The sequence below is a fragment of the Furfurilactobacillus cerevisiae genome, from assembly GCF_048961765.1.
Taxonomy (GTDB): Bacteria; Bacillota; Bacilli; order Lactobacillales; family Lactobacillaceae; genus Furfurilactobacillus; species Furfurilactobacillus milii_A.
Genome location: NZ_CP185253.1, coordinates 1,642,899 through 1,667,080 on the forward strand (window position 1 = coordinate 1,642,899; position 24,182 = coordinate 1,667,080).

General features: G+C 44.0%; 20 protein-coding genes, 1 other RNA gene and 1 pseudogene. 8 read left to right on the forward strand and 14 right to left on the reverse strand.

The window, feature by feature from the left end; all coding sequences use genetic code 11:
* Positions 1-62: 62 nt before the first annotated feature.
* The 6 genes and pseudogenes from ABUE36_RS07845 to ABUE36_RS07870 form a co-directional block, all read right to left on the reverse strand.
* Entirely contained in the window at positions 63-1,064 is a 1,002-nt protein-coding gene (locus ABUE36_RS07845) for a THUMP domain-containing class I SAM-dependent RNA methyltransferase (RefSeq protein WP_421017478.1), read from the reverse strand.
* Positions 1,042-1,971, reverse strand: coding sequence for an IS30-like element ISLpl1 family transposase (locus ABUE36_RS07850; RefSeq protein WP_421016461.1), 930 nt, complete (start codon positions 1,969-1,971; stop codon positions 1,042-1,044). Before ABUE36_RS07850 ends, ABUE36_RS07845 begins: the two co-directional genes overlap by 23 nt.
* 101 nt (positions 1,972-2,072) lie before the next feature.
* Positions 2,073-2,258: pseudogene (locus tag ABUE36_RS07855) on the reverse strand (class I SAM-dependent RNA methyltransferase); the annotation flags it as partial.
* A 205-nt stretch (positions 2,259-2,463) separates the two neighbouring features.
* Positions 2,464-2,842, reverse strand: an RNA gene (gene rnpB, locus ABUE36_RS07860) — RNase P RNA component class B.
* 25 nt (positions 2,843-2,867) lie between these two features.
* Entirely contained in the window at positions 2,868-3,272 is a 405-nt protein-coding gene (gpsB, locus tag ABUE36_RS07865) for a cell division regulator GpsB (RefSeq protein ID WP_017261829.1), read from the reverse strand.
* A 68-nt stretch (positions 3,273-3,340) separates the two neighbouring features.
* On the reverse strand, positions 3,341-3,901 hold the full coding sequence (locus tag ABUE36_RS07870) for a DUF1273 domain-containing protein (protein ID WP_421016522.1): 561 nt from the start codon (positions 3,899-3,901) through the stop codon (positions 3,341-3,343).
* A 371-nt stretch (positions 3,902-4,272) separates the two neighbouring features.
* On the opposite strand from ABUE36_RS07870, the gene recU reads away from it, so the two are divergent.
* Positions 4,273-4,887 (forward strand): Holliday junction resolvase RecU, encoded by a 615-nt coding sequence (gene recU / locus ABUE36_RS07875; protein WP_421016523.1) that lies wholly within the window; start codon positions 4,273-4,275, stop codon positions 4,885-4,887.
* An 18-nt stretch (positions 4,888-4,905) separates the two neighbouring features.
* Positions 4,906-7,203, forward strand: coding sequence for a transglycosylase domain-containing protein (locus ABUE36_RS07880; RefSeq protein WP_421016524.1), 2,298 nt, complete (start codon positions 4,906-4,908; stop codon positions 7,201-7,203).
* Positions 7,204-7,282: 79 nt separating this feature from the next.
* Here the strand turns inward: ABUE36_RS07880 and ABUE36_RS07885 are convergent, their stop codons facing one another.
* The 4 genes from ABUE36_RS07885 to ABUE36_RS07900 form a co-directional block, all read right to left on the reverse strand.
* Positions 7,283-8,017, reverse strand: a complete 735-nt coding sequence (locus ABUE36_RS07885; RefSeq protein ID WP_421016525.1) for a DnaD domain protein — start codon at positions 8,015-8,017, stop codon at positions 7,283-7,285.
* A gap of 165 nt (positions 8,018-8,182) precedes the next feature.
* On the reverse strand, positions 8,183-9,478 hold the full coding sequence (gene asnS / locus ABUE36_RS07890; protein ID WP_421016526.1) for an asparagine--tRNA ligase: 1,296 nt from the start codon (positions 9,476-9,478) through the stop codon (positions 8,183-8,185).
* Between the two features lie 24 nt (positions 9,479-9,502).
* Positions 9,503-10,003, reverse strand: coding sequence for a DUF5590 domain-containing protein (locus tag ABUE36_RS07895; protein ID WP_421016527.1), 501 nt, complete (start codon positions 10,001-10,003; stop codon positions 9,503-9,505).
* Positions 10,004-10,091: 88 nt separating this feature from the next.
* Entirely contained in the window at positions 10,092-12,899 is a 2,808-nt protein-coding gene (locus ABUE36_RS07900; protein WP_421016528.1) for a helicase C-terminal domain-containing protein, read from the reverse strand.
* Between the two features lie 199 nt (positions 12,900-13,098).
* On the opposite strand from ABUE36_RS07900, the gene mvk reads away from it, so the two are divergent.
* The 4 genes from mvk to fni all read left to right on the forward strand — a co-directional run bounded on the left by mvk (position 13,099) and on the right by fni (position 17,415).
* Positions 13,099-14,037 (forward strand): mevalonate kinase, encoded by a 939-nt coding sequence (gene mvk, locus ABUE36_RS07905; RefSeq protein ID WP_421016529.1) that lies wholly within the window; start codon positions 13,099-13,101, stop codon positions 14,035-14,037.
* Positions 14,038-14,086: 49 nt separating this feature from the next.
* Positions 14,087-15,067: a diphosphomevalonate decarboxylase gene (mvaD, locus tag ABUE36_RS07910; RefSeq protein WP_421016530.1), complete on the forward strand. Its 981-nt coding sequence runs from the start codon at positions 14,087-14,089 to the stop codon at positions 15,065-15,067.
* Positions 15,068-15,144: 77 nt separating this feature from the next.
* Positions 15,145-16,224 (forward strand): phosphomevalonate kinase, encoded by a 1,080-nt coding sequence (locus tag ABUE36_RS07915; protein ID WP_421016531.1) that lies wholly within the window; start codon positions 15,145-15,147, stop codon positions 16,222-16,224.
* Between the two features lie 141 nt (positions 16,225-16,365).
* On the forward strand, positions 16,366-17,415 hold the full coding sequence (fni, locus tag ABUE36_RS07920) for a type 2 isopentenyl-diphosphate Delta-isomerase (RefSeq protein WP_421016532.1): 1,050 nt from the start codon (positions 16,366-16,368) through the stop codon (positions 17,413-17,415).
* A gap of 90 nt (positions 17,416-17,505) precedes the next feature.
* Here the strand turns inward: fni and ABUE36_RS07925 are convergent, their stop codons facing one another.
* Positions 17,506-18,870 (reverse strand): RsmF rRNA methyltransferase first C-terminal domain-containing protein, encoded by a 1,365-nt coding sequence (locus ABUE36_RS07925; RefSeq protein ID WP_421016533.1) that lies wholly within the window; start codon positions 18,868-18,870, stop codon positions 17,506-17,508.
* Between the two features lie 190 nt (positions 18,871-19,060).
* Here ABUE36_RS07925 and ABUE36_RS07930 point away from each other — a divergent pair, with 190 nt between their 5' ends.
* Both ABUE36_RS07930 and ABUE36_RS07935 read left to right on the forward strand, forming a co-directional pair.
* Entirely contained in the window at positions 19,061-19,891 is an 831-nt protein-coding gene (locus tag ABUE36_RS07930) for a Cof-type HAD-IIB family hydrolase (RefSeq protein WP_421016534.1), read from the forward strand.
* 67 nt (positions 19,892-19,958) lie between these two features.
* Positions 19,959-20,180 (forward strand): hypothetical protein, encoded by a 222-nt coding sequence (locus ABUE36_RS07935; RefSeq protein WP_017261815.1) that lies wholly within the window; start codon positions 19,959-19,961, stop codon positions 20,178-20,180.
* A gap of 162 nt (positions 20,181-20,342) precedes the next feature.
* On the opposite strand, the gene ABUE36_RS07940 is transcribed toward ABUE36_RS07935, so the two are convergent.
* From ABUE36_RS07940 to ABUE36_RS07950, 3 genes are all read right to left on the reverse strand, one after another.
* Positions 20,343-21,245, reverse strand: coding sequence for a DMT family transporter (locus ABUE36_RS07940; protein WP_161001348.1), 903 nt, complete (start codon positions 21,243-21,245; stop codon positions 20,343-20,345).
* Between the two features lie 209 nt (positions 21,246-21,454).
* Positions 21,455-22,954, reverse strand: a complete 1,500-nt coding sequence (gene glpK, locus ABUE36_RS07945; RefSeq protein WP_421016535.1) for a glycerol kinase GlpK — start codon at positions 22,952-22,954, stop codon at positions 21,455-21,457.
* Between the two features lie 86 nt (positions 22,955-23,040).
* Positions 23,041-23,931 carry a YitT family protein gene (locus ABUE36_RS07950; RefSeq protein ID WP_421016536.1) on the reverse strand — a complete coding sequence of 297 codons (891 nt, stop codon included), beginning with the start codon at positions 23,929-23,931 and terminating at the stop codon, positions 23,041-23,043.
* Positions 23,932-24,182: the final 251 nt, after the last annotated feature.

Below are 24,182 nucleotides of genomic sequence, written 5' to 3' on the forward strand. Positions count from 1 at the left end.
ACTGGAATTATTTTCCAATCGGTTTTTTCATGTTCAGGTTCCATGTCTATTCATATGGACTTCTACTTATTATCATGATGCCAAACTGGTTTGCCCCAGTATTGGTACAAATCTGTCCGTAAAGCCCCATTATAAAGTTTACGTTTCTTAGTCACTCGTTGACCGTACGCGGCCTCGAAGTCTAAATCACTGGTCAAAATGTATTTACTCCACGTTGTCAGGGGTTTAAATGCCTTGCCCATGCCCTTGTACAAGGCACGAACGGCCGTTTGATCGCTCAAACGTTCCCCATACGGCGGGTTGGCAACAATAACGCCGTTAATTTTGTCGGTTGTCAATGCCGTTACATCTGCCACACTAAAATGGACATCTTGGCTCAAACCAGCTGCCTGAGCATTCTTTTTGGCAATGGTAACCATTTCAGGATCATTATCACTACCAGCAATGTCAAATTCGCTATCATAATCGGCTGCGGCATCTGCTTCGTCCCGCACTGTGTCTGCCACTTCAGAAGAAACCCATGGCCAGCTTTCACAAATAAAGTGGCGGTTGTATCCAGGGGCAATGTTACGTGCAATAAGTGCTGCTTCAATTGGTAATGTTCCTGACCCACAAACAGGATCAAGAAATGGCATGTCAGCGGGGGTCCAATGCGTTAATAAAATTAATGCGGCTGCCATATTTTCTTTCAGTGGCGCGTCCCCTTTAGCTACCCGGTAACCACGTTTGAACAATGAATCTCCGGTTGTATCCAACGTCAACATGACTTGATCTTTATTGATGGCCACTTCCAGTGGGAATTTAGCGCCCGTTTCTGGTAGTTGAGTTCGCCGGTGGTAAATGTCACTTAACTGAGTAACGATGGCTTTTTTTACAATTGCCTGAGCATCGGGAACACTATGCAGTTGTGAATTATGTGAACGCCCTTCCACTGGGAAATTAGCGTCCATTGGCAAAAGTTCATCCCAGGCCACAGCCTCAGTCTGGTCGAACAGTTCGGTAAATGTTAGCGCAGGAAATTCCTTAAGGTAGATTGCAAATTTAATCCGAATTTTTGGACAAATTTGTCAGCATAACCTGATACGGTGTTTGCCAGTCGAGTATTTTAAGCGGTCGCTGGTTAATTTGGAGTAACGTCGTCGTTAAATCTTGAGCACTAATGTGTTCAAAACGAGTCCCTTTAGGATAAAAATAACGTAAATTCCGATTAAAGCGTTCATTACTACCACGTTCAGCTGGCGTATAAGCATGGCAGTAATAGGTCTTAATACCATATTGTGATTCAAGTGATACTAGCCCACTAAACTCAGTGCCACGGTCCACAGTAAAGCTGTGCACCGGACCATTAAAAGTGGTTAGGAACTTAGTTAGTGCTTCATTAACAGTCACTGTCGTCCGATCTTTTAACCGGTATGCCCAAAGGAACCGTGATTTTCGATCGATTAAAGTTAATAAAACTGCCTTACTATGCCCACGAGGACCAACGACTGTATCTAGTTCAAAATCGCCGATGCGATTACGTTGATTAATCATCATGGGACGCTGTTCAATTGATCGCCCCAAAGATTGATTATATTTGGATCGTTGGTCAACGTTACGCCGTTGGCGTACGCCATGTTCAGGTAGATCATTCAAGGAGAAATCAATTCTCTCCTGATTTAGCCAATTATAAATAGATTTAGTAGCTAGTTTAAATTCGTGAGCAATCATTCCTGGTGACCAGCTTAGACGTAAATGGTTGAGAATTTTTTGCTTTAACTCATCGCTCAGCTTAGTTTTCCGACCACATCGTGATCGCTTGTATTCGGCATCTGTTTGTGCTAATTCAGCCTGATAAGGTTGACATCGAGATAATTCATAAGAAATTGTTGACGGTGATCGGTTCAGCCGAACGCCCATTTGGATATTGGACAGCCCTAGTTCACAAAAGGTTTCGATTTTAATTCGTTCGGAATAGGTTATACTAGACAAAAGATCAGCTCCTAAAAGATGGGTTTGTGGTAAACACCATTTTAAAGGAAGCTGATCTTTTTTGTCCGAACAGCGTTCGGATTAATTTTACAATCTACCTTAACTACAATTTTGATACGATCAGCTGTCCGTAACCATAAGTTGGTCCGTAATATATCTTTAACAGTGCCGTTAAAGCGGACACGGCCATTTTCAACCTGGGTTTCATACCCTAAATCTCTCAGTTCGCGACCAACCAAGGCCTCAATACCTGCGGCACAAGTCGCAATTAATTGAAATGTTTGCATCTTTACTCCTTACTATGTTGTGAGTGACTGTAATTGAGTCAGTTGCTACTTTGCAATTACTTATGCCCACCAATTCGATAACCATCTTACCATTTGCATTAGCAAGGTGCTACCTAATTAGGTAATCAGTACACGGTCGTTGATTTTCTAATGCAAAGTACAAAAAAGTCCTTCTCACACGTGAGAAGGACTGCCTGTTGCAAATTTCTGTAAGCCATGTTTTGTACTTCGTAGACCTCAGGCGCAATCTACTCCGTGGTAATCATCTATCTCAAGGTCAAAGACCTTCCCCCACAATCAGTTCAGTTACCTATGTGAAGCTCCCCTACCGTAGTTTGGGTTTCCCGCTCGAGGGGTTTACCGCGTTCCACCCAGCATGTTTCCATACTGGTTTCGTCACTGTGGCACTTTTCAGGGATACTAGCGCATAGCCGAAGCCTTAGCAACGTTTTCCCGCCGTTACCTTCAAAAGAGAAGGCACCCCAGCTTATTTTTTCACTGAGCACGAACACTACAGGCATCACAGCCTGTGCGAGCATGGACTTTCCTGACACAACATAAGTTATGCCCAATTACCCGAAATTTGCAATATTTGGTTAACAAATAAAATTAGTCGTTCCAACCAGACTGGGAACCAGCACTAAAAGTGTCTTGGCCCTTCTGGTTGTTGGCACCATTATCCAGCTGAGAACCAAATACATGGCGTTCCAAGTTGCTAAGCCGCTTCAAAATATCCATGTTAGTTACGCTATTATTAGCCTGACTAGTGGACGTTTCAACGTTGCTTTGAACAGATTGACGAGCGTTAACTTGACGAGTTAAATCATCAACCTTCCCGGACAACTGTTCGTTTTCGGCGCGAAGTTGAGAAATTTCACGATTGAACATTTCGTAATCTTTGATTACAAGGTCCAAGAAACTGTCAACGTCCGTTGGATCGTAGGCGGTTCCCATTCGTTTTTCCTTAAATTCCTTTTGCAGAATATCCTGCGTCGTAAAGTTGATCTCTTGCATGAACATTACACCTCATCATCTATCTGTCGAAACACGACTTTAAGTATTGTATCGCATGTTGACGAAAATTAAAATGACTGTCGATGATTTTCTTGATATTCATCGGCACTCTCTTGCAACCAGTCGAAATCTATGAGGGTCATTTCATAAGGATGCTGGTCGTTAAAAGCCTTGATGGCTAAGTAATCGTACGTTGGTTTGCCCTCGTGTTCTATATCATATACTAAAAGTGCCGCATCTGTATGCGAAAGCATAAAGGCTTGATAATTTTTTAATTGTTGCGGCGATTGATAAGATTGCTTTGACACTGAATCTGAAAAATCAACCCGTTCCCGCAGTGTTGCAAGCTGGGCCTGATTGTTCTCATTCCAATTCTCCCCGAATTCAGCAAATGGTAGCATCATGGCCACCTTTAGTTGCGGGTAATCAGCCTTGAGGTCGTTGGCAACCTCAATCGTCCATTGTTCAACACCCAGCTGACCCCCCGTAATGATCCAGTCAACGCCATTTTCAATTTGGTTAGTCAACGTTTGCCGGAGCGCGTACTTTATTACTGTGAGTTTAGGATCTTTACTGCCAAATACGCCGAGTTCATAACTACGATAACCAGTAACCCATAACCGACTCATACTAGTGAATATCCTTCCCGATTAGTTAAAATCAATAAATAAAACTCACATTAGTTAGCCTTAATTTTAAATATCATTTTGCCATAAACAAAGTCAGTGACGCAAATTCCTGTCTAAATCAGCCCAGCTTTGTCAAAAATTGCACTTTTTCATCACAAACATATTAAACATAAGTTACGGGTTTGTTAACATCATTACAGTCTCGGAGACTATTCGGCAAATCTGATATAATGGGAGCAATGTAAGAAAGTGTGGCGAAAATGCCTGCAAGTCTGGTAGCGTTAGGAAATTTCAGATATTTAAAAACTAAAATTCAATCACTACCTGTGCTTTTGCGGGCTGTCGCACACAACTAAGGAGTGTGGTCTGTTGTGAACATCCGTTACCCAAACGGAGCAGCTTATCATGGACCAGCAAAACAGTCTGCCCCTTTGCATACCGGCACCAGAACGAATTACGGTGACCGTGGAATGTCTTTGGAGGCGGAACTAAACGAAAGTAATCAATACTACCTGACAAATGGCATTGCGGTGATTCATAAAAAACCGACACCAGTTCAGATTGTGAAAGTTGATTACCCCAGACGGTCCGCTGCAACGATTAAAGAAGCCTACTTTAGGCACCCATCAACAACCGATTATAATGGTGTGTACCAAGGCCACTACATCGATTTTGATGCGAAAGAAACGAAAAATAAAGTTTCTTTCCCGCTAAAAAATTTCCACGAGCATCAGGTGGAACACCTACGTGCCTGTGTTCAGGCCGGTGGGATCGGCTTTGCAATCATTCGATTCACCAATGAAGGGGATACGTTCTTGTTACCAGCCTCTGTCTTGTTCAAATTTTGGGACAATCAGGCAAACGGTGGTCGAAAATCAATTCCCCGTGCGGACATTGAAGCAAGTGGATATTCAATTCCCTTTCAGCTTAATCCGCTAGTTCCATACCTAAGTGCAGTCGATTCATTGATTGCAAAAAAGAAGTAACTGTTTAAGGAGAGCAACATGTCTGACAATAATGATCAATCTCAGTCACGCATCGCCCGGTATCATGGCGACGATGGCAGTCTACAAACATCCGGTCCCAAACGAAGACGACCACTTTGGCGAACCATTTTATACTGGTTACTTGGTATTATCTTGCTGGGTTTCTTGGCAGGTGGCGGTTTGTTTGCTTACTACGCTTCCAGCGCACCCAAAATCACGACTGCACAATTAACCAGCCAAAACTCCACCGAAATTTTAGATGACAGCGGCAATGTGATTTCAAACTTAGGCGCACAAAACCGGACGTACGTGCATTCGCAGGATATCCCCAAGACATTGAAGCAATCCGTTGTTTCAATTGAAGACCGTCGCTTCTATAAACACCACTTCGGAATTGATCCAATGCGAATCATTAGTGCAACATTGGCCAATATCCACGGAAGCTCTTTGGGACTACAAGGTGGATCAACGTTGACGCAACAACTGGTTAAACTGTCCGTCTTTTCAACCGCAGCTTCTGACCGTACGTTAAAACGCAAATCACAAGAAGCAGCGCTCGCTTATTACGTAGAAAAACATTATTCCAAAGACCAAATCTTAGAGTACTACATTAACAAGGTTTACATGGGTAATGGTGTTTATGGCATGGCCACTGCCGCCAAATATTATTACAACCAGCCATTAAAGAAGCTTAATTATACTGAATTAGCAGTTCTTGCAGGAATGCCACAGTCACCAACCTACTATGACCCAGTGGCCCATCCTAGTTACGCTAAGCAACGACGTGATACCGTGCTGCGGGCAATGTATGAAAACAAAGTTATCACTAAGCAACAACTAACCGATGGCCTGAGCACCCCGATTTCTTCGGGATTGTCCGTTAACCATACTGTTAATGGCACAGATTCAAATGATAAAATTTTCGATGCTTATCTTCAACAAGTTATCAAAGAAGTTGAAAAGAAGGGTTACAACCCTTATAAGGAAGGTATTAAGGTTTACACCAACCTTAATATGAACGCTCAGAAACGGTTATACGACATCGTTAACACTGATAAATACGTTGATTTTCCTAGTGACCTGCTTCAAGTTGGTGTCACGATGACAGATCCTCAAACCGGAGCTGTCACAGCCATGATTGGTAGCCGAAAACAAAACGTTGCCTTTGGATTAAACCGAGCCACACAAACGGATCGGTCCTCCGGTTCAACCATCAAACCATTTATGGATTATGGCCCGGCCATCGAGTACAAACAATGGCCAACGTTTAAAACTGTTCAGGACACTAAGTACAATTATCCGGGCACTAACATTCAACTGAACGACTGGGATCAAAAATATCAAGGCTCCTTAACAATGCGTAAAGCCTTAGTTGAATCACGTAACATTCCCGCTATTCGAACATTGGAAGCAGTCGGCTTGAACCGGGCAACTGAATTTATGGCGCAAAACGGCATGAAGTTTAAGTCAGCCTTACAATATTCAAATGGGATTGGCGCCTATGTTTCCAGTGAACAAGAATCAGCAGCCTTTGGTGCCATTGCCAACGGCGGAACGTACCGGGCCCCTCATTTAGTCAATAAAGTCATTACTGCTGACGGTGTTACCCACAAGTTCGACGTAGCCTCACACCGATCGATGACTTCAGCAACAGCTTACATGTTGACGGATATGCTTAAGGGCGTGCCAACAGCGACGTGGGCACCAGGTGCACAAATTCCTGGTTTATATCAGGCCGGTAAAACTGGTCAGTCAGGCTATCCAAGCAGTGTTTCAGGTATTCCGGACGGCGCTGTTATGGATGCTTGGTATTCTGGTTATACGCAGCACAGCTCCATTTCCGTTTGGACCGGTTATGATCAGCCAAATGAACCAAATCATTACATGACAACAGCACAGTTATCAATCGCAGAGGCCATTTACAAGAACCTCCAAATGTACATGGCACAAACACAATCCAATGATAATTGGGTTCGTCCAAGCAGTGTTCAAGTTGTTCGGCATAACGGCGTTGATGAACTTGCCGTAGTCGGATCAGACTGGAAACAATATCTGAACGAAAAGGATCAAAGTAGCTCCACTGGATCTTCATCCTCTATGGTTTCCTTCTCTTCTTTCTCACGAGAAAGCAATTCGAGTTCAAGCATGTCCGATAACGCCGCTTCCAGCCGCGAGTCTGAAAGCAACGCTACTCAAGGCGGCAATAATGACAATAGTTCTTCGAATGACGCTAGCTCAAGTTCGTCGAGTAGCAGTTCCGAGAGCAATAGTTCATCAAACAGTGAAAGCAACAATAGCCAAAGTAGTAGTCACTAACCTGCACCACTACATTTGAACCAATTTTAAAAGGGCACCCCTCTTAGTCAAAAACTAATAGGGGTGCCCTTTTCATTTGCTATGATTGTGCCGGTGGCTCAGAAACCTTAAATAAAGGAATGCTTGGCCCCTTTGGTGTCGACTGTGTCGGCGGCGTGGCCTGTCTTGTGCGCCTTTGTGACAATTCTTTTTCCACCTGTCCCGCAGAAGTTAGATTTTTCTGACGCCAACTGAGGAGAATTCGATCAATATAACGCAAGCTATAAGCTTGGTTTAGCACTGCTTCACGTAAGGCAATTAGAATTAATTCGGGTTTGAAATGATCCTCGTCAAACCAACGTGCGATTGTTTGAAGCTCTGTTGGGCTGAGTGGCCGACCAAACTCAACCTCAATTTTGTTAAACACATCTTCCCTTGCCGACTTTGAATCAGGCGCAGATACAGCAGCAGTGGTTGTATGCACACCGCTGAGTGTATCTGGTAAAGCAGCCAGCTTTTGGTATAGCGGTGTAAAGTCATACCGATCACGTAGCTTGCCGGTCTCATTCGCCTTAGACTCAATCAACAACAAATCTTTCTTGAGCAAATTATCCAGCTGCGTATAAACGTCAGCCGTAGTGGTACCCATTACGTTTGCAACGGCCTCTGCATCAGGAAAATCAATACCACGATCCAAAGAACGTTTATATTGTAAAAACACAATCAGCTCTTCGTTATTCATATTTAATTCGCGATAATGAGTCAGGATTAAATTATTGATTGTCGTTTCACCTGCCTGCAATAAAGCTGACGCAAAATTTTCCAATTCGTGCACCTTCTTTTCTTCCTGTACTATACCAGTAATCACACCTGAACACTATCCGGATTGTTACTGATTAATCAGCCTGTATTTTAAAAACAATTGACATCGCTCGCCCCACGTAAAAGTGGTTTTCATGAGATTGTCTCACAAAAACCACTTTAGCAAATGCATTTAAAATTACGGGTAAATCCGGTTGATCATCCGTGGGAATGGAATCGTCTCACGCAAGTGATCTTGAAGTGTAATCCATGTTAAGAACCGTTCGAGACCCAAACCGAAACCGGAGTGCGGAACACTACCGTATTTGCGTAAATCAAGGTACCAATCGTAGTCTTTAGGATCTTGACCAGATTCCACGATTCGGTCACGCAAGTAATCAAAGTCAGTATCACGTTCAGAACCACCGATAATCTCGCCGTAGCCTTCTGGTGCGAGCAAGTCGGCACAGATAACCACGTCATCACGTGTTGGGTGTCGCTTCATGTAAAACGCTTTGATTGCCTTTGGATAGTTCAGGACAAACACGGGTTGATCAAAGTGATTAGCGAGGAACGTTTCTTCAGGTGATCCAAAGTCAACGCCCCAGTCAACATCAAAGTCGTTTTCTTGAAGCAGCTTAATTGCATCGTCATAGGAAATCCGTGGATATGGTAGCCGCGTGTACTTCTTCAACGTTTCCACGTCACGCCCAATAACGGCTAATTCGCTTTGGCAGTTATCAATGACTGACTGAACTAAAAAGGCAATGTATTGTTCTTGAATGGCCAAGCTGTCTTCTTGGTGCATCCACGCCATTTCTGGTTCAATCATCCAAAATTCTGTCAAATGCCGACGGGTCTTTGATTTTTCTGCCCGAAAACTAGGTCCAAATGAGAATACCCGGCCAAACGCCATCGCAGCAGCTTCTTCATACAGTTGACCAGTTTGTGACAGAAAGGCATCCTGACCAAAATAGTCTGTTTTAAATAATTCAGTCGTGCCTTCTGGTGCGGAACCAGTCAACAGTGGTGCATCGATTTTGATAAAGTCACGTTCATTAAAGAATTCAAACGTTGCACGAATGACTTCATTACGGATTTTAAGTAAGGCGTGTGGCTTGGAAGAGCGCAACCACAAGTGACGATGATCCAACAGAAAATCGATGCCGTGCTCTTTTGGTGTAATCGGATAGTCTTCGCTTTCGCCAACGACTTCGAAATCTTCAATTTCCATTTCGTAGCCAAACTTAGAACGACTGTCCTCATGAATCGTCCCAGTTACATATAAACTCGTTTCTTGGCGTAGTTCTTTAGCTTCGTCAAATTTTTCTTCACTAACATCGTTTTTTCGTAAGACACCTTGAAAAAATGCTGTTCCGTCACGAAGCTGTAAGAATGCAATCTTCCCGCTAGAGCGTTTATTGCTAAGCCATACACCAATACGAACTTTTTCGTCGACGTGTTCCGGTGCGTGAATGATGCTGATTGTTTCCACTGAAATTTCCCCTTTTGTGTAAAATTATAAATTCTGAATGGATTGAACCGTGGTGCCATTCTTAAAACGAATTAAGTCGTAGCAAAGATTGCCCTTCTGGTTTAAGTAAGTAACCTCCCAAACAGGTTCTGACTTGCGAATACCTAAACCAATATTCAGCACCTTTTTAGGATTGTTCTTCTGCCAAACTTGACGGAGAATTGCTGTTTTTGAAGTACCATCGGACTGCTTCAAAATCTTCGTTTGTCCGTTTTGTTTAGCCACCACAACGTAAACCGCTTGATTCTTCGCATTACGACCACTAACCGAATAATAGGTGTGTTGGCGATTGTAAGTCAAAAAATCCCCAGTATCACTGATACCCTTTTGACGTGCAATACTAACAGTCTGTCCCGCAGCAGTTTTAGCTGGTCTCAAAGCCTCATGAAAAATGATGCCAACGCTACCAGCAATAAAGGCCACGATTAGCACGGTCCATAGAATGATTTGTGACCACTGTCGCTGCTGATGCTGTTTTCGCTGCATGCTAACCTCCATTCGTTCTGTTAACACGAAAATGTCAATAACCTGATTAATTATAGCAAACATCGCCAATCAAACAACGGTCTACTATTCATTTAAAGAAATTTTGTGTTTGTTTGATGATTTCTGCCGTTCCTTGGGGGATCACTGGCAGTGCATCTGGTAACGCCTTTTGCATCGTGCCACCGTAACGCTTCGTTATCAATCGTGGATCTAGCACGACAATAACACCGCGGTCATTGTCTGTACGAATCAGCCGGCCAATACCTTGACGTAAACGTAGGGTCGCTTTGGGCAGGGCCGAGGAATAAAACGGATTGTGCCCCTTGGCTTCCAACTGAGCATTGGTCGCGGCAACCAGTAAATCCGTCGGTGCGTCAAACGGTAACCGTGTAATGACAACTAATTCCAACGCATCTTTAGGTAAGTCAATGCCTTCCCAATAACTGGCAGCTCCCAACAAAACGGCACTATTTTCAGTCGTAAATCGTTTCAAATTTTTCTCACGGCTACCGGTAACGCCTTGTGCATATACAGTATGGTTTTCCGGTAGCAAACCATGCGTCAGAGCCTCATAAACAGCGCTAACCGCTGCTAATGAATTAAACAGGACTAATGTTTGACGGCTGGTCGTTTGGACAAGCTTAGCGATCGTTGAAGCCCAATAATGAATTTGTTCATCCGGATGGTTAAGATTAATCGCCGGTGCATCTGTCGCAACAAACAGCCGCGCTTGTGATGCATAGTCGAAACGTTCAGCAAGGCGTTTGGTAGCCGTTTCTTGCCGATCTAAATCTAGCTGATCAATTAGGTAATTAGCTCGGGAGGATGTGAATAACGTGGCCCCCGTGAATGTTGGCTGTTTGAAATGTGCATAAACGTTTTGACGGAGCCAACCAGTTGCAAGTAACAAGCCACCACTGAGTTCCAAGCTTGACGAATCCCCATATTGATTTTGACGTAACCAGTAAACATTAGCGGTTTCTTGATCATTTAACTGAGCCTTGAACGCATCAAGTTGTGATAACAAGTCCGTAATCCGCCCCACGGTGCTGGCAAATTCGTGCATCAGCGCTGCATCTGAATTCAGCCACTTCTTTGATTGAACCGTAAACCGTTTTTGCAACTTGGTCAGCGCCGTCGTCAAGGCTATTTGGCCGTTCATCAGTGTCGTAAAAGCACCTTTATCATCGTTCATTAGTTGCTTGAGTTGACGATTATCAATCAGCTGTTCGACGATGCGTTGACCCCGAGCGCTAACTTGAGCACTTAGCAAAAATTGTCGATACATTGAGTGACCAAATTGATCTAGATCGGCATCCAATTTAATCAACGTGTTAGACAGGGACCGCAATTGTGTTGCGGCAACAGCATCCTCACTAAACATCTCGGTCAGATGATGGTCGTGTTGATTAAAAATGTTTGCCTGCGCGTGGTGTAACAGTAACACCAAATCGTGAAAGCGAACTGTATTACGGTGTTGATTGACAGCGACATCCGGCAAATGCTGGGCCTCATCAACTAACAAATATGGCTTATTAAGCAGCGTATCCAGTTGATCGGCATGCTGCGTTAAATATGCGTGATTGACAATAACCAAGTTTGCCTGACGAATACGATGGTCTAACCGTCGTAAATAATCGTCCTCATAAAAAGGATCGCTTGGCTTAATGGTTTTTAAACCGCGGTGACAAACTTCTTCAAACAGTTGTGCTCGATATGACGTTAAATGCAACTCATCTAAGTCGCCAGTTTCAGTTTGTAACAACCACACTAAAATACGTGCTTTAAGAAATTGACTCTGTTGAGAATGTTCCGGTACGGTCAATGTGTCTGCAAACCGATTCAAATCAAGATAGTGCTGATTGCCTTTAACAGTCACCACATTGAGGTCAAACGGTAACATCTCTTGTAACTGTGGCAGTGTCTCTTGCATAAACTGGCCTTGCAATAGCGTGGTTTGGGTTGAAATGACCGTCGATTGACCCGTTTGCGATAGGTAAGCAAATGGCACCGCATACCCCAACGTTTTACCAATGCCTGTCGGCGCCTCAATAATCAAATTTTTAGTGTTTTCATGACTGTAGTTACTGAAAATTTGATTCATCATTTTGGCTTGCGGATCTCGCCAACTAATTTTGGAACCCCATAATTTCTGCTTGGCCGCTTTTGACTTTGGGTAAGCTTGTGGCTGACCCAAATCAACAGACTTGATTGGCGTGGCTTCATGAAGCACCAACCGATCACGGACATATTCACCAGCCGGCAATTTGCTGGGATGATGACGTGCCTCTTCTAACGCAACGTTGAAGACTGCTGTCGTGTCCTGTGGTAATGACAGGTTTAAGTTAGTCAATTGCCGCAGTGTATTAATCGGTAGCTGATGGAGTTTATCCAATAATTTAATTAACAAAACAGCCGTTGCATCTGCATCTGAGTCGGCGGTGTGTGGCTGATCATGCTCAATGTGAAAATGAGCGCTCAAATCCCGCAAACGGAAACTGGGCAGCGTCGGAAATAAAATCTGGGTCAGCGTCACCGTATCAATTGCCTCGATTTGAAGTGCCGGATACCCCACCCTAGCAAATTCGGCATTTAAAAAAGGAAAATCAAAGTTCACGTTGTGCGCAACAAAGACTGTGCCTTGGAGCATGGCATAAAAGGATGCTGCAATATCATCAAAAAAGGGAGCGTTCGCAACATCGCGATTCGTAATGCTGGTTAAATGTGTAATGGCGTTTGGAATTGATTTTCCAGGATTTATTTTCGTACTATATTGATTGACGACCTTACCATGTTTAACAAACGCGCAGCCAATCTGGATGACGCGATCGCCATCTTTTACGCTGGTGCCAGTCGTTTCAATATCAACGACGGCATAAGTTGTGTCTTTATCCATTAAGTCTGAATACCTTTCTACTAAATAATGACAACACCGGTTTGACATCATATGCTTAGCGTTTCCAATGTTGAAATTATGATCCTTGTTTCATTCTACTCTGTTTGTTGCAGTAGGCAAAGACCCGCTAAGCATGATAAAGCATTTGTGTCTGTGGTATGATGATGGTCGTAAAATATGCCGAAGGAGTGACGTCATCATGCGTGTTGCAACAGGTAGCGCTCATGCAAAGATTATTTTAATTGGTGAACACAGTGTTGTTCATCACCAACCAGCGATAGCTGTTCCCTTACTCAACGTTGCCGTAACCGCTACATTAAGTGAGACAACGCGCGGTCAACGTTTAATAAGTAGCTACTTTACGGGGGCACTGGTTGACTTACCGGGTGAATTTGAGGGATTACGCGTCTTGCTGCAACGCTTGTTGCGTCGGTTTAACGCTTTGTCTTTAAACTTTGATTTAAAAATTGATAGTGCCATTCCGGAAGAACGTGGTATGGGCTCTTCAGCAGCGGTTGCGACCGCCGTTACGCGCGCTGTGTATGCTTTTTTTGAAACCGCGCTGGATCCGCAACTATTATTAGACACGGTTAACATTGAGGAAGTGATTACGCACGGCTCACCATCTGGCATCGATGCAGCAACGGTTAGTTCTACACAACCAGTGTGGTTAGTCAAAGGTAATCCGCTCAAACATTTTCCGATTCACATGAACGCATTTTTAGTTGTTGGCGACACAGGTGTAACAGGTCAAACCAGCATGGCGGTTAATTCAGTCAGCGAACTGCTGAAAGATGATGAACAGCCTGGTGTCGTCCAACATTTGATCAATCATCTTGGCACCTTGACCGCTGCGGCTGCTAAGTATCTCCAACACGATCAAGTTCATCTGTTGGGACAAACATTGACAGCTGCTCAGCAGGACTTAACCGATCTTGGCGTTAATCACCCTGTTCTACAGCGTCTAATTAATGCCGCAAATGATGCAGGCGCATTGGGTGCCAAACTAACGGGTGGTGGCCTAGGGGGATGCATGTTTGCACTGACTCAAACCGCCGAGCAAGCCGCTAAAGTGGCCAATGCCTTGAAACAGCATGGGGCTGTGGCAACTTGGATCGAACCATTGACACAACGATAGCCTGACCACGAAGATCAGAATAAAGCACGAAAGATAGGACATTAGCAATATGACAATTTCGCAGACGCCAGTAATCGCAAAGGCGCATACAAACATTGCGTTAGTTAAATACTGGGGCAAAGCAGATGAACACCTTATTTTACCCACCAATGATTCAATTTCCATGACAATAGACCATTTTTACACGACAACTAGCGTTCAGTTTGACGCACAATTAGCGGCTGATGATATTATTTTAGACGGAATCAAGTTGCCGACGGATGGTCAACAACGAATTCGTCAATTCATGGATCTGGTGCGTCAACGTGCTAACACCAGCCTCTTTGCTCATATTGAAACGAGTAACCACGTGCCAACCACAGCTGGTCTAGCTTCATCTGCATCCGGTTTTGCAGCATTGGCTGGGGCCGCTGCTAAAGCTGCCGGTCTCAATTTATCCCGACGTGAACTGTCTCAGCTCGCAAGACGAGGCTCCGGCTCCGCCACCCGTTCGATCTTTGGTGGTTTCGTTCAATGGCACGCTGGTCATGACGATGAAAGCTCGTTTGCTGAGCCGTTGGATGAAAAAGTTGACTGGCCAATTCGAATGATTGCCATTGTTGTCTCACAAGATGAGAAAAAGATTGGCAGCCGTCACGGCATGAAACAGTCACAAACATCACCGTTCTTTAATGACTGGGTTCAGCAAGCAAATGCGGACATCGAGCCAATGAAGACCGCATTACTTAAAAAAGATATAAACCGTGTTGGTTCAATCGCGGAACACAATGCAATGTGCATGCACGCAACGACTCTTAGTGCCACACCGCCTTTCACATACTTTAATGGCGATACCATTAAGGCAATGCAATTAATTAACGACTTGCGCTCAATAGGTCTGAACTGCTATTATACGATGGACGCAGGTCCGAACGTAAAAGTTATCTGCCTAGCAGATGAAGTTGACGTCATTTTGGACCATCTACGGCCAGCATTTGGTAACGACCAATTGGTTGTTGCAAAGCCAGGCCCAGGCTTGACCTATTTATAAAATTTTGAAATGAGCAATGTTTGCGCTATTCAACATGAATAACGCACACATTTTTTGTCTTGAAAGGACATGATTAATTGATTAGCGTGAAAGCGCCCGGCAAATTATATATTGCCGGCGAATATGCGGTTGTTGAAGCGGGGTTCCCTGCCATTATTGTGGCACTAAACCAGTTTGTAACTGTCACAATTGAGGAAAGTAAAAACTTCGGCACAATCGAGTCTGAACAATACAAAGAAACTTCAGTGAACTGGCGGCGGGCTGGCGATGAACTTGTGTTTGACAATCGGGATAATCCCTTTCATTACTTGCTCTCCGCTATTCGTCTGACTGAAAGTTACGCACGCGCATGCGGACGTGAATTGAAATTCTATCACCTGTCAGTAAATTCACAGTTGGACAGCAAGGATGGCAAAAAGTTTGGTTTGGGCTCTTCTGCGGCTGTTACGGTAGGCACGGTCAAAGCCCTCTGCAAGTTTTATCAACTGCCGATCACTAAGGACACGCTATTTAAATTAGCAGCTATTGCTCATTTGGATGTTCAAGGTAACGGGTCTCTTGGTGATATCGCAGCATCTGTTTACGGTGGCTGGATTGCTTACCATTCATTCGACCATCAGTGGCTAACGGCCAAACGTGATGATTTACCGCTAATTGATTTGTTAGCCCTTGACTGGCCTGGACTGTCTGTTGAACTTCTGACGCCGCCAGCAGACTTAAGGTTGCTAATCGGCTGGACAGGTTCTCCTGCGTCAACATCTCACTTAGTTGACAAGGTCACCTGGGCTAAAAGTATGGATCAACTCGAATACAGAACATTCTTGCAATCAAGCCGTGATTGTTTAAACCGGATGATTCAAGGATTTCGAGATGGTGCGATCGATATCATCCAACGTGAACTTCGCTTAAATTGCAAACTGTTGCAACATTTAAGTGCATTCAGTCATGTTCCGATCGAAACAGTCGCTTTAAATAGCCTATGTGCGATTGCTGAAGATCACGGTGGCGCAGCTAAGACCTCTGGTGCTGGTGGTGGTGATTGCGGTATCGTTTTGATTGATCGGCACGAGGCCGTTGATACACTGTTGCAGGATTGGGAAACTCAAGGTATCACTACCCTGCCATTGAGTGTTCACAATGTCATGGATTTAGTTTAACCACTCTAAAATAAAAGTGAGCACCATATTCAAACTAAGAACCGTAGAACCCGATTATCGGTTCTACGGTTTTATTTCTCAAATCTTTGTAACTGATTAAAATAACAGAATTTGCTGAAAATAAAATTTAGGAGGCCAGCCATGAGCAAGTTAACTGAATCCGCCCACGCACATCGTAAGGATGAACATCTCGCTATTGCTTTAAAACAATACCAAGAAAAAAGCGACGCCGGTTTTGACGATATTCAAATCATTCATCAAAGCTTGCCAGAAATTGAAGTTGATAACGTTGATCTGTCAACTCGCTTTGCTGGATTGGCCTTGTCGACACCATTTTACATCGAGGCAATGACTGGCGGCTCTGAGAGAACCGGTCACATCAATGCCCAACTCGCTGAAATTGCGGCAGCAACCGGCGTGGCAATGGCAGTTGGCTCGCAAAGCATTGCTTTAAAGGAACCTGCAGCTGTGTCAACCTTCACCATTGTTCGAAAGATAAATCCGCACGGCCAAATTTTCGCAAATATTGGTGCTGGTCACTCACTTGACGATGCACAGCGATTAGTCGACATGGTTGCTGCCGATGCATTGGAATTACACATCAACAGTGCGCAAGAACTAATTATGCCTGAAGGTGATCGGGATTTGCGCTGGCGCGACCACATTACCGAAATTATTAACGGCTTGTCCGTCCCTGTTATTGTTAAAGAAGTTGGTTTCGGCATGAGCCAGGAAACCATTAACACTTTAAAGCAGATGGGTGTTCAATACATTAATGTCAGTGGCCGTGGCGGTACTAACTTTGCTCGGATTGAAAATGAGCGCCGCCATCATCAAGAACTGGGCTATTTATCTAACTGGGGACAAACGACCGTTCAATCTCTTCTGGAAGCAAAAGCAGTATCCGATATGCAAATTGCTGCCTCAGGCGGCGTGAGAACCCCATTGGATGTCTTAAAAGCGTTAATCTTAGGGGCAAACGCAGTTGGTGTAGCTGGCCACTTTTTGCGTATTCTCATGACCCATGATGAAGAGACCCTGCATACGTACATTAAAAATTGGCAAAGTGATTTACGCTCACTGTACGCGTTAACGGGATCACGCACAACGGCCGATTTACGAACTGTAAAAACAGTTCTATCCCCCGCCCTAATGAATTATTGTCAGCAGCGAAACTTAAAACAACAATAGCAAAGATGAGTCGTATAAAAAATGTTCAGTCCGTTTGAGACTGAACATTTTTTATTAGCTGTTGAATTGATTTAACACTAAACCTGTTAATTAATCAGTTTTCACTAGAAAACGTAATCCTTTAGGGTAACCGTTCTTAAGTGTCTGACCGACCACCTTGCCGAAACCAATACCGTTGCCGTTGATGGTCGCTAGTGTCCATCCATTTTCAGTTGGGTCTTCTAATGTCACGGTGTCACCGTGAACAAACTGTGCCCATTGAGCTTGGGTCAATGCCACTGTTGGCCGATACTGATCCGGATGCGTGGCAAGTGCTAACGCAAACGCTGGCTCAAACCGGTTTTTCTTTAACGTGCCCAGATGAAGGCCAGGCCGCAATACCTTCAGTTTACCGAGATCTGGCGTTAACGCAGGAACAGCATACAATTGAGCACCAAATACAGTCAATGATTGCCCAGCCGTAATTGGCTGAGTAAAGTGTTGTTGCTCAAATGCCTGCCATAGCTTAACCTCGTTTGCGTCAGGTTTTGGCAATCTCGCTGGTTTATGGGTGATGTTTGTCTTACTCGAACGACGCATCAATTTAGCAATAAAGTGACCTTCGCCATCCATGTGGTGTGGAAACAGCCGACCTGCCTTACTAAGTTCAGGATCATTATTGGCCCATTGTGGCCGAGCCGCTTCCAAACCAGGCAGTTTCGGCAATGAAACCAGTTCAAAATCCGGGAATGACGTCAATACCCACGCCATCATTTGCTCATCTTCCTCTGGTGCGAACGTGCACGTCGAATAGATGAGTTGGCCTCCTGGTCGTACCATCTTGACAGCTTCAGTCAAAATTTCTCGCTGACGCGTGGCACACTCAAACGGATAGTCAGGCGTCCAGTACTGAACTGCGTCTGGATCTTTACGAAACATGCCTTCTCCAGAACACGGTGCATCCACCACGACCTTATCAAAAAAGTTGGCTAACTGTTTTGAAAGATGAGCAGGTGTTTCGTTCATAACAACTGCATTGGCAACACCAAAGCGCTCCATGTTTTCCGCTAACACGGCTGCACGTTTAGCAAAAATTTCATTTGTAATTAATAACCCTTGCTGTTGTAATCCGGCAGCAATTTGAGTTGATTTGCCACCTGGTGCTGCACACAGGTCAAGAATCCGTTCTCCCGGTTGGGCATCCACCACTGCCCCAACATAAGTGGCAGAAGGTTCTTGGTTATACACCACTCCCGTCGTATGTGCAGGCGTATGACCACTAACATGCCCGTAATAGCCTGTAGGAATCCCTGTAGGATGGTTTAGTGAAACGTTTTCTGGAACCGCGCTAGCCTTTAGCGGATTAACACGAAACCCTTGGTGGATCGGCTGATCGAAGCTGGCTAAAAAGTCCTTTGCCTCGCTTTCATCCATTAATGTTGAATATTTCTCGGCAAAACCCGCCGGTAACTCCATTTTGTTCCCTCCATAACCGTTTTAAAACACTCGCATCAGTTTACACCGAAATCTTTAGTACGTCACGTTATCGCCATGAATCACAGGGTTACAGATGAGTTTCTTAGCAAACTTGCAGAACCCAAATGAATAAGGTAAATTAGAACGAAGATATTTTTGGACGAAAAAATCGTCTAAGGGAGATGATTTCGTGAATCGCAAGCTTATTGCCATCGATCTGGATGGTACAACCTTAAATAACCAATCTGCTATTTCACCGTTTACAAAGCAGGTTTTACAAACAGCTGTTGCTAGTGGCCACATCGTTAGTATCGTCACTGGCCGGCCTTATCGTATCTCACGTCAATACTACGATGAACTCGGCTTGCATAGTGCAATGATCAACTTTAATGGCTCACTTGGCCATTTACCGCACCATCAATGGCAACATGAGTACCAATACACCATTGATCGGGACATTGCATTAGATCTTCTAGCACATCAATCATCGCTTGGAATTGAGACGATTGCTGCAGAAAACAAAACAAATGTATGGGCCAATCATGCGAGTGATGGCACAATTGACTTTTTCCCAACCATTCTGCAACCACAACAAATTCTCAACGCGCGAAACTTAACGACTGATCCAACTGCGCTCACTCTTTACTTCAGTGAACAACACCGTGACCAACTGATTCACAATATTACTGCCAGGTATGGCGATCACATTGATATGAATGTTTGGGGTGGTCGTTGGCCCGTATTAGAAGTCGCCCACAAAGGGGTTGAGAAAGCCACAGGTCTTGAGTTTTTAGCTCAAACCTATCATATTGACCGAAATGACATTATTGCATTTGGCGATGAAGGCAATGATCACGCCATGATTAATTATGCCGGTTGGGGTGTTGCTATGGCTAACGGCATCGACGATCTTAAAGCTATCGCTCAGGATGTGACACCGTTAGACAACGATCATGACGGTTTGGCTCACTACCTACTCGATTATCTCAATCTACCAGTCGCCCTCGCGAAAGCTGAATAATTGCTTTTTGCGGCGCCTGCGAGCATGATGATGGTAATCATTTTTTACCTCAAAGGAGGTCTTGCTGATGACTGAAGAACATGTTCTTTTCAATCCTGGTGATGCGATTGCCAATGCTCATGATTATAACGCGGTATATCAGAGCGCTCAGATTTACAAACATAAACACCCGCACGCCCTGTTTATTGTCTCAGAGACGGATGGTAAACCATACGTCCTGTTTGATAAAGTTGATCAAACAGATGATCCTAAGGATGGCAAACGTTACCGCGTTATTAAAAAAATGTAAATTCCATTCAATACTAGCAATTAAATCACAATATAAAAAAGATGTTTCCACAAAAGGAAGCATCTTTTTTGATTTTTTAAATAAGAAAGTCAGTAGTTGCATTATACATTTAAAACGAATGTATAATGCACTATCCTGTCAGAATAAGACATGCAGTAGCAATCACGTTGCACTGCTACCCATTCTTTGTAACAGGTATACGGCTACGACCACCAGGATGGAACCAATCACTTCCATCACACTGATCTGCAGATGAAAGAAAATGATGCTCAGGATAAAAGTAACAACTGGCTGCAGCGCATCAACAATGCTAATTACTGCTGAGGGCGCAAAGTTTAAACTGTACAGCAATGATGAGAATGCGAAGATGGTGCCAACGAGAATAACAGCACTAATAGATAATACCAGCTTACCAGTAATGACCGGCGTGTGACTCCAAAATGGATGCCATAAATTAAATAGCACACCGCTGATAAACATCCCCCAGCCAAGGACTACAAATGGTGAATGTTTGGCAACGATTTCCCTTGGTAACACCACATAGCATGCCGCCGTGACGCCCGCTAATACACCCCAAATAATTGAGTTCATCGGTACCGCCAGAGAATGGATATTGCCCTTTGTGATTGCTAAGAAAACACCTACCAATGCAATCCCAAACGCAATTAAGTCAGTTCTTAACGGCCGTTCATGTTTGAAGACTAAGGCCCCTAGCACAATAAACAGAGGACTTAAGTACTGTAAGATAGTGGCCGAAGCTGCATTACCAGTTTTAATACTCATGTAAAAGGTGAATAAGTTTGCCATTAGTCCAATCAGTGCATAAGCGAACAGCCAGCCTATCAGGCGCCACGATTTAAAGAGGTCAAAAATGTGACGACCTTCGCGAAACCAACTAATTAATAGCAAAATAACGCCGGCCCCAAGCGTCCGCACCGATAAAAACCAGGTTGCTGGGATATTCTGCGTTTGAGAAATAAACTGTAAGATCGTGCCTGAAATCCCCCACATTGTGGAAGCAAAGGCTGCCCACAGAATACCCTTTGTGTAATTTTGAGTTTTCATGAATCAATCCTCTAACCTAATGTATATTTTTAACCGCCATCATTAACTTGATTGAACTAAATAAAATCCGTATTCCATTGTGCCCGTTTTTGGTAGTGTCAATCAAGCATGGACGCTTCACACGGTAAAGTTTTTCACGTCATTCCTGGCGTGTTTTAATACGTTTTAATAATTTACTGTTGTTAGCTTTCTTTTTCATGCGAAAGCGATTATTGTTCAAACGCTTGGGCGGCTTTAATGGCGACCTGCCAGCCATGATAAAGTTGGTTACGTTTATCTTCCGGCATTTGTGGTTCAAACTGGTCGCCGGTCATATACAAACGACGCAACTCATCCTGATCTTCCCAAAAGCCAATCGCTAGCCCAGCTAGGAAAGCTGCTCCGAGCGCTGTCGTTTCATTAATCTTGGCACGTTTGATGGTTGTATTTAGAATGTCAGCTTGAAATTGCATCAAATAGTCATTCTTGGATGCACCACCATCAACATGCAATGTGTCAATTTTCAAACCGGTGTCACCAGCCATTGTATCGACCACGTCGCGAGTTTGGTACGCAATTGCCTGCAATGTTGCTCGCACAAACTGTTCACGGGTTGTACCACGTGTGAGTCCAAACACGGCGCCACGCAGTTCTTGATCCCAATATGGCGCACCTAATCCTGTAAACGCCGGTACCACGTAAATATGATCATCTGGATCCGCCGCCATGGCCATTGCTTCAGAATCCCCAGCGTCTTGAACCAGCTTCATTCCGTCTCGCAACCACTGAACCGCTGAACCAGCAACAAATATTGACCCCTCAAGGGCATAAGTTACTTCACCATTTAAACCATAGGCAATTGTCGTCAGTAACCCCTTAGTCGATAGCGTAGGTTGTTGACCAATGTTCATAACAATAAAAGCGCCAGTGCCATAAGTATTTTTGACGTTGCCCTTGTCAAAAGCCGTTTGACCAAAGAGTGCCGCCTGCTGATCGCCTGCAATACCACAAATTGGCACCGACACACCTGACATGGTGTAATTTGCCGTATAGCCGTATATTTCCGACGAGCTTCGCACTTCAGGCAATAACTCAGCTGGAATATCAAAAGCCTTTAACAAATCGACATCCCACTTCAAATCATGAATGTTGAACAGCATTGTTCGACTGGCGTTTGTATAGTCTGTCGCATGAACCTTACCACCAGTCAGCTTCCACAACAGCCATGTATCAATGGTGCCAAACAGTAGGTCACCAGCTTCTGCGCGTTCACGACAACCTGGCACATTATCCAGTAACCACTTGATTTTAGAAGCAGAAAAATAAGCATCTACCACAAGCCCGGTCCTTTGACGAATTGTCTCAGTCAACCCGGCTTTTTGCCATTGTTCTGTAATGCTGGTCGTCTGTTTCGACTGCCAAACGATGGCGTGATAAACGGGCTTCCCCGTTTTGCGATCCCAAATAATGGTTGTTTCACGCTGATTGGTAATCCCAATTCCCCGGATTTTGTATGGGGCAAGGTGTGCCTGAATCAAGGCATCTGCCATCACTGATTGAACACTACTCCAGATTTCCTCGGGATCGTGTTCCACCCATCCCGGTTGCGGAAAGTATTGTGGAAACTCTTTCTGAGCTTTTCCTACAATCTGTCCTTGATGATTGAAAATCATGGCCCGACTACTAGTCGTTCCCTGGTCAATCGCCATCATGTACTGCTCGTCGTTCATGTCGCAACTCCATTCATTGACAAGATTCGAATTTTTGAACACGTTCCACCAAACAAAGATAAGTTTAGCAAACTTTTAGGCATCTGTTACCCCTGTTTTGACGATTGCCTTAATTCTGCCTGCTTATCTTCATCAAAAAAGTTACCTGCAATATCAACCGTTGCAACCAGGTTCATAAAACTGTCTGGATCTGTTTCCTTAACGGTCGTTTGCAAATCGTACAATTCATAACGTGAAATGACGATCATTAATGTCGAATTGTCACGATTCGAAAAGGCGCCACGCGAGGGTAAAACTGTGACACCGCGGAAAAGATGTTCTCGCAACGCTGCGATTAATTCATCCGGCCGGTTCGTCACAATAAGAGCAGTCATCTTCTGATGACGTGTATGAATTGTATCGACCATTCGTGAGGTTGCGTAGATAGTAATAATCGTAAATGGCGCATTTTCCCAACCGATGAAGAAACCGGCAACAGCAATGATCCCCGAATTGAGCATCATCGTCAGGGTCCCTATTGATCGGCCAGTCGTTTTTTGCAAAACCATGGCAATGATATCCATGCCGCCGGTTGAAAATCCAAACCGAAATGGGAAACCAATGCCAATACCAGTCAAAATGCCACCAAACAATGCATTTAGCAATGCATTATGAGAGACGCTCACCTCAGGGATTACAATTGCCAGCACAGATGTCACAATGGCATTAGCAAAGCTCCAAGCCGTAAAACGCGGCCCAATTTTGCGCCATCCCATGATGCCGATTGGGAGGTTAAAAGCTAGGATAAACCAACCAGTTGAAATATCTGCACCAGTAAATTTAAGTCCCCAGTGCAATAACTGTGCAATCCCATTGAGTCCGCCAGCAAAAATATTACTAGGAATCAAAAAAACATTCAGCGCAACGGCACAGCATACGGCCGAAAATAATAAAATTACAATCTTGATAAACGGGTTTTCATCATTCCATCGTGTCATTTTGGGGAATCCTTTCTTTTTGCTCTCAATGACCATAATTAAACCACAATCGTGACGTTTATGACCACAAGTTGAAGCTAATTTGGCAGCTATCTTCACAAAAATGTCATTCTTACAAACGTTTGATGAGAAAATGCGATGAAACCGCTTAAAATCGGTCACCTTTTCGCACCTGTTTTCTCTTTTCTGCTACAATTTATTCATTGTGTTTTTGTAATTTTATTCATAATGTTTCAGATTGATTGAAAGAG

What these genes read in the sequence shown, in the direction of transcription:
- gpsB (WP_017261829.1), bottom strand. Translation starts at nt 3,272, where the DNA reads ATGCAAGAGATCAACTTTACGACGCAGGATATTCTGCAAAAGGAATTT.
- ABUE36_RS07870 (WP_421016522.1), bottom strand. Translation starts at nt 3,901, where the DNA reads ATGAGTCGGTTATGGGTTACTGGTTATCGTAGTTATGAACTCGGCGTA.
- ABUE36_RS07880 (WP_421016524.1), top strand. Translation starts at nt 4,906, where the DNA reads ATGTCTGACAATAATGATCAATCTCAGTCACGCATCGCCCGGTATCAT.
- ABUE36_RS07895 (WP_421016527.1), bottom strand. Translation starts at nt 10,003, where the DNA reads ATGCAGCGAAAACAGCATCAGCAGCGACAGTGGTCACAAATCATTCTA.
- ABUE36_RS07900 (WP_421016528.1), bottom strand. Translation starts at nt 12,899, where the DNA reads ATGGATAAAGACACAACTTATGCCGTCGTTGATATTGAAACGACTGGC.
- mvk (WP_421016529.1), top strand. Translation starts at nt 13,099, where the DNA reads ATGCGTGTTGCAACAGGTAGCGCTCATGCAAAGATTATTTTAATTGGT.
- mvaD (WP_421016530.1), top strand. Translation starts at nt 14,087, where the DNA reads ATGACAATTTCGCAGACGCCAGTAATCGCAAAGGCGCATACAAACATT.
- fni (WP_421016532.1), top strand. Translation starts at nt 16,366, where the DNA reads ATGAGCAAGTTAACTGAATCCGCCCACGCACATCGTAAGGATGAACAT.
- ABUE36_RS07925 (WP_421016533.1), bottom strand. Translation starts at nt 18,870, where the DNA reads ATGGAGTTACCGGCGGGTTTTGCCGAGAAATATTCAACATTAATGGAT.
- ABUE36_RS07935 (WP_017261815.1), top strand. Translation starts at nt 19,959, where the DNA reads ATGACTGAAGAACATGTTCTTTTCAATCCTGGTGATGCGATTGCCAAT.
- ABUE36_RS07940 (WP_161001348.1), bottom strand. Translation starts at nt 21,245, where the DNA reads ATGAAAACTCAAAATTACACAAAGGGTATTCTGTGGGCAGCCTTTGCT.
- glpK (WP_421016535.1), bottom strand. Translation starts at nt 22,954, where the DNA reads ATGAACGACGAGCAGTACATGATGGCGATTGACCAGGGAACGACTAGT.
- ABUE36_RS07950 (WP_421016536.1), bottom strand. Translation starts at nt 23,931, where the DNA reads ATGACACGATGGAATGATGAAAACCCGTTTATCAAGATTGTAATTTTA.